A 4,629-nucleotide genomic window follows, 5' to 3' on the forward strand; every position below is an offset into this window, starting at 1 on the left:
CGGCAGGGGCGGACCCCTGTGCGGCCATGTCCCGCTGCCCGGGAGAAGGGGCTCCCCACCGGCGACGTGCTGCGCTACTCTCTCGGCTAGAACACGTTCTATTCGACCGAGGAGTCGCATCATGGCACCGTCCGCAGAAGACATCCGCAAGACCGTCGAGAGGTACATCGAGGCGGTGGCCACCGGGACCGCCGACGACGTCGTCGCGCTGTACGCCGACGGCGCCACCGTGGAGGACCCGGTGGGCACCGATCCGCGGACCTCGGTGGAATCCCTGCGCGAGTTCTACGGGGTGATCGAACCGCTGAAGCAGACCGGTGAACTCCTGACGCTGAAGATCGCCGGCAACTCGGCGGCGTTCCACTTCTCCCTCGTCACCGATCTCGGCGAGCAGAAGCTCGAGATCGCGCCGATCGACGTCATGACCTTCGACGACGAAGGCAAGATCACGTCGATGCGGGCGTTCTGGTCGCAGGAGGACATGATCACCAGCTGACCGACGGCCGGGCCGGCAACCACACCGCAATACGGCCCGGCCGATCGGCGACTGTGCCTACGATGGCGGGGTGGCCACCGACGATGCCGGGCCGGCTGCACGGCGTGCCCGACGCAGACGAGTCGTTCGAGCCGGTACGCGCCCCGGGCGCGCACCGCGTAGCTGGCTGGCGGTCCTCGGAGTCCTGACCGCGGCGGTGACCGTCGCGTGCTCCTCCGGTTCCGGGGGCAACCCCGACCCGATCGACCTCGATCGGGCCACCGACCAGGGGCAACTTCCGTGGACCGAGGTGCTGCTCCCGCCGCAGACACCGACGACGGTCCCGTTCGGCCCGCCCGGAACCGACCTGCCGGGTGAGCCCCGGGCCGCCGGTATCCGGGTGGTCGGTGACCGCGCCGGACTCTACGGCGGAAGCCCCGACCGCGTGCTCTGCGACCGGCAGCGCCTCGTCGACGACCTCGAGGGGGATCCCGCGAGGTTGGAGGCCTGGTCGAGTGTGTTCCAGGTCGACGACGTGCGCAATTACGTCCGGACCCTCACCCCCGTCCTGCTCCGCGCGGACACCCGCGTCACCAATCACGGCTTCGACGACGGCCACGCGACGGCATTCCAGTCGGTGCTCCAGGCCGGGACCATCGTGCTGATCGACGACCACGGCGTTCCCCGCGTCCGGTGCATGCGCGGCAGCCCGCTGCTGTCCCCGGTGGTGAACCAGGACGCGAAACTCGAGGGCGATCCGTGGCCGACATTCCAGCAGGACCGGCTGTACGTCGTGCAGCCCTCCAACCTGGCGATGACCGAAGTGGCCGTGGTCGACCTGATGACCGGCGGATTGTCGTCGGTGCCGATCGGGTCCGGTCCGCAGCAGCCCGCGGAGCGTCCGAATCCGGTAGCCCCCGTGGAAGCCCAGGCACCGGTGGTCGATTCGCCGCCCGCCGTGGTGCAGCAGGCCGCTCCCCGGCCCGCGCCTGTCCCCTCTCCGGAACCCGCGCCGGCGCCACCGCCGCCGCCACCTCCCCCGCCGCCGGCACCCGTCGCCGTGCCGCCGCCCGCACCCGAGCCGCCGGTGTACAACCCGCCGCCCGCTCCCGCGCCGGTGCCCGCTCCGCCGCAACAGATTCAGGTGCAGATACCGGGTCTGCCGCCGATCGTCATCCCGATTCCGAACTGACGCCCGCGCTCCGTCAGAGGGCGAGAAGGGCCGTGTGCGCCACGACCGCCTGGGTGAACAGCGTCCAATCGTTGATGATGTGCGCGCCCGTCGAGACCCACAGGTTCTTGGTGCGGATGTACGCGAGCGTGAGGACCAGCCGGGCCCCGCCGATCACGATGAACGCCTGAGCGAAGTTCCAGTCGTAGGTCTGGAGGTGGGCGGCGCCGAACCACACCGCGCTGAGCAGCCAGGCCAGGACGATCGCCGTCTTCCGGGACAGCCTCGCCTTGGCGACCAGGAAATACATCAGTGCGAGGAACGGGACGATCGTGAAGACTTCCTCGCCGACCAACTGGATCCCGGTTCCCACGTAGAACGCGACCGTGTCGAGCGCACCACGCTCGCCCACGCCGTCGACGGCCTTGTTGGACGCCACCCCGAACACGGCCTGCACGAGCAACGCCAGTGTGAACGTGACGGCCAGGTTGAGCAGCGCGAACCCGATCATCGTGAGAACGTCGCGGCCGCGCACCCTGCGGAACAGTGCGGTCCAATGATCGCGCGTCACCAGCGCCAGGACGGTGAGCGGGATGCCGACGAACAGGATCCGCGGAATCAACGCCACCAGATTGGTGGGTTGCGGGATGAGGACCAGGGCCGCGAAACCGACGGCGACGGACGCCCACATCAGGATCCACTGCCGCGCCGACAGCGCGGTGGGCGTCCCGTCGTAGAACGGGAAGTCGGCGTCGTCGCGGCGTTCGATCAGGGGTCCGAAGCGGTCGCCGGGCGACGCCGGTTCGTAGACCGGGGCTGCGCTGGATCCGGAAGCACCACTCATCGATTTCCCCTCTGCGGTGGGTGGACGCGAGAGGCAATTTTCGCAGCAACCACCTGCCGGTGCCATCCGGCGCGCCCGCACCGACGCGCAACGGACGGTGAACGAACGGGAACTTATCTATACCTGTGGTGAATTTAAGCCACTTGTATTGACAAGTTGAGCGTCCAGGGGCCAAGGTGGAATTCATGACACATCAACGACGATACGACGTGGTGGTGGTCGGCGCCGGAATCCTCGGTCTCGCGCACGCCTACCACGCGCTCGGCCGCGGCCTGTCGGTGGCGGTGATCGATCATGCCGACCGAGTCGCGGGCGCATCCGTCCAGAACTTCGGTCACGTCTGCATCACCGCCCAGTCGGGTGTCGCCCGCGAGTACGCGCTGGCCGGCCGGGAGCACTGGCTCGATCTGTCGCGCAAGGCGGGTTTCTGGATCTCCGAGTCCGGAACGTATTGTGTGGCACGGCACGACGACGAAATGGCCGTCATGACCGAGTTCGCGGACAGGCGCGAACCGGCCGAGGTGGAACTGCTGCCGCGCGAACGGATCCTCGCTGCACTCCCCGTCTCCGGCGATCGCGTCGTCGGCGGGATGTACCTGGCCGGCGACCTCCAGGTAAACCCGCGGGAGGCGGCCCCCGCCGTCGCGCGGTGGCTCGAGGCGTCCGGCGTCGACTTCTTCTGGCGCACCGCCGCAGCCGGATTCGGCCCCGGGGTGGTCCACACCTCGCGGGGCGATCTGCATGCGGGGACAGTGTTCGTCACCGTCAACCACGACATCGACCGCCTGTTCCCGGAGCAGGCCGAGCGCGGAGGGCTCCTGCGGTGCCGGCTCCACATGCTGCGCGCGAGGATGCCGCTGACCGCACCGTTGCCCGGGCCGCTGTTCACCGGCTGGTCGCTCGTGCGGTACAGCGGTTTCGGGGACCTGCCCGCGACGGCGGCGCTCGCGGCGCGGTTGCGCGAGGAGCATCCTGACTACGCCGACCTCGACCTCCATCAGATGTACGCCCCGCAGCCCGACGGCTCGATCCTGCTGGGCGACACCCACATCCGTGATGTCTCGGCGGAGCCGTTCCAGTCGGAGCAGGGGTTCGAGGTGCTGGTCCGCGAGGCCGCCGCCCTGTTCGGCGTCCCGGACGTCACCGTCACCGAGCGCTGGCAGGGCGTGTACAGCTCGGCCCCCGACTCGGAGTTCCTGATCGAGGAGCCCCTCGACGGGGTGCACATCGTCACCGTCACCACCGGCATCGGCATGACGACCGGCATGGGTCTGGCGAAGGACCGGATCGACCACGTCTTCGGCCGCGAAGCCGCATCAGTCTATTGAAATAGCTGTCCCGCACACACATTCACCGAAATTCGAGAGGAACACGACAATGGGAACGCAGCACCGGGACATCAGCCTCGTCGTCTTCGACATGGCAGGCACCACCGTGGAGGACAGCGGACTGGTGCAGCAGTCCTTCCTGGCCGCGGACGCGCACGCCGGCCTGTCGAAGACGGACGACGACCGGCGGCGGATGCTCGAGTACGTCACCGACACCATGGGCCAGTCCAAGATCGTCGTCTTCCGCCACCTCAGCGGCGGACACGAGGAGCAGGCGCAGGCGGCGAACAAGGAATTCGAACGCTGCTACGCGCAACTCGTCGACGACGGCCGGTGCAGCGCCGTTCCCGGCGCCGAGGAACTCCTCGGCTCGCTGCGGGAGCAGGGCATCAAAACGGCGCTCACCACCGGGTTCGCCCACGAGACGCAGATGTCGATCATCCGCGCACTCGGCTGGGAGGACGTCGCCGACGTCGTGCTCTGCCCCGGTGACGGCGTCCGCGGCCGCCCCTTCCCCGACATGCCGCTGACCGCGCTGATGCGCGCGGGCGCCCCGTCCGTGCAGTCGATGGTGGTGCTCGGCGACACCACGTCGGACATCATCACCGGCCTGCGCGCCGGAGCGCTCGCCTCCGTCGGTGTGCTCACCGGCGCCCACGACGCCACCCAGCTGTCCGAGGCCGGGGCCACCCACGTCCTCGACAGCGTCGCGGACCTGCCCGGTCTGCTCGACCGGCTGCGCAGCGCCTGATCCTCCCCCGCTTCCGCGACGAACGGGACGCTCGTTGCGTCAGATCGAACGAGCGTCCCG

General features: G+C 69.2%; 5 protein-coding genes. 4 read left to right on the top strand and 1 reads right to left on the bottom strand.

Features of this window, described 5'->3' with window-relative positions; genetic code table 11:
* Positions 1 to 121 precede the first annotated feature (121 nt).
* Positions 122 to 496 carry a nuclear transport factor 2 family protein gene (locus ACFTZB_RS43175; protein ID WP_378441757.1) on the top strand — a complete coding sequence of 125 codons (375 nt, stop codon included), beginning with the start codon at positions 122 to 124 and terminating at the stop codon, positions 494 to 496.
* A gap of 70 nt (positions 497 to 566) precedes the next feature.
* Positions 567 to 1,667 carry a DUF6777 domain-containing protein gene (locus ACFTZB_RS43180; protein WP_378441759.1) on the top strand — a complete coding sequence of 367 codons (1,101 nt, stop codon included), beginning with the start codon at positions 567 to 569 and terminating at the stop codon, positions 1,665 to 1,667.
* Positions 1,668 to 1,680: 13 nt separating this feature from the next.
* Here the strand turns inward: ACFTZB_RS43180 and ACFTZB_RS43185 are convergent, their stop codons facing one another.
* On the bottom strand, positions 1,681 to 2,490 hold the full coding sequence (locus tag ACFTZB_RS43185) for a CPBP family intramembrane glutamic endopeptidase (protein WP_378441762.1): 810 nt from the start codon (positions 2,488 to 2,490) through the stop codon (positions 1,681 to 1,683).
* A 185-nt stretch (positions 2,491 to 2,675) separates the two neighbouring features.
* Between ACFTZB_RS43185 and ACFTZB_RS43190 the strand changes: the two genes are divergently transcribed.
* Positions 2,676 to 3,818: a TIGR03364 family FAD-dependent oxidoreductase gene (locus ACFTZB_RS43190; RefSeq protein WP_378441764.1), complete on the top strand. Its 1,143-nt coding sequence runs from the start codon at positions 2,676 to 2,678 to the stop codon at positions 3,816 to 3,818.
* A gap of 49 nt (positions 3,819 to 3,867) precedes the next feature.
* Entirely contained in the window at positions 3,868 to 4,569 is a 702-nt protein-coding gene (locus ACFTZB_RS43195) for a phosphonatase-like hydrolase (protein WP_378441767.1), read from the top strand.
* Positions 4,570 to 4,629: the final 60 nt, after the last annotated feature.

Source organism: Rhodococcus sp. NPDC057014 (genome assembly GCF_042673295.1).
In the GTDB taxonomy this organism is placed as follows: domain Bacteria; phylum Actinomycetota; class Actinomycetes; order Mycobacteriales; family Mycobacteriaceae; genus Rhodococcus_F.